Annotated in this window: 1 protein-coding gene; it reads right to left on the bottom strand. The window is 51.7% G+C overall.

The window, feature by feature from the left end; translation table 11 throughout:
* Window positions 1–300: hypothetical protein (locus tag IQ209_RS18065; RefSeq protein WP_193852546.1), on the bottom strand; the 300-nt coding region annotated here is incomplete at both ends.

Below are 300 nucleotides of genomic sequence, written 5' to 3'. Positions count from 1 at the left end.
CAGTGCTGCGTAACTCAGTTCGTTTTCGCCAAAGACCAATGCAATCGCATCCGGTGTGCGTGCTGCCTGCTGTTCAAACAGTTGATGGATTAAGGCGTCTTGCGGATAGTCCATCGCCGTATCGTTAAAACCCTCCAGTAATTGGGTACGTTCGGCCTGTGGCAAGATATCGATAGCGTGGATAGGTTGCTCAGGTGCATATTGCAGCGCGGCCACAATGCCTTCTAACGCGGTCTTCATATAGGCATTAATGCGCATTGGGTCAACGTGCTGGCTGCATTGTGCGGTCAGTGCAAATCC

The sequence above is a fragment of the Xenorhabdus sp. BG5 genome (assembly GCF_015163665.1).
GTDB lineage: Bacteria > Pseudomonadota > Gammaproteobacteria > Enterobacterales > Enterobacteriaceae > Xenorhabdus.
This window is presented reverse-complemented; position numbering and strand designations above follow the sequence as displayed.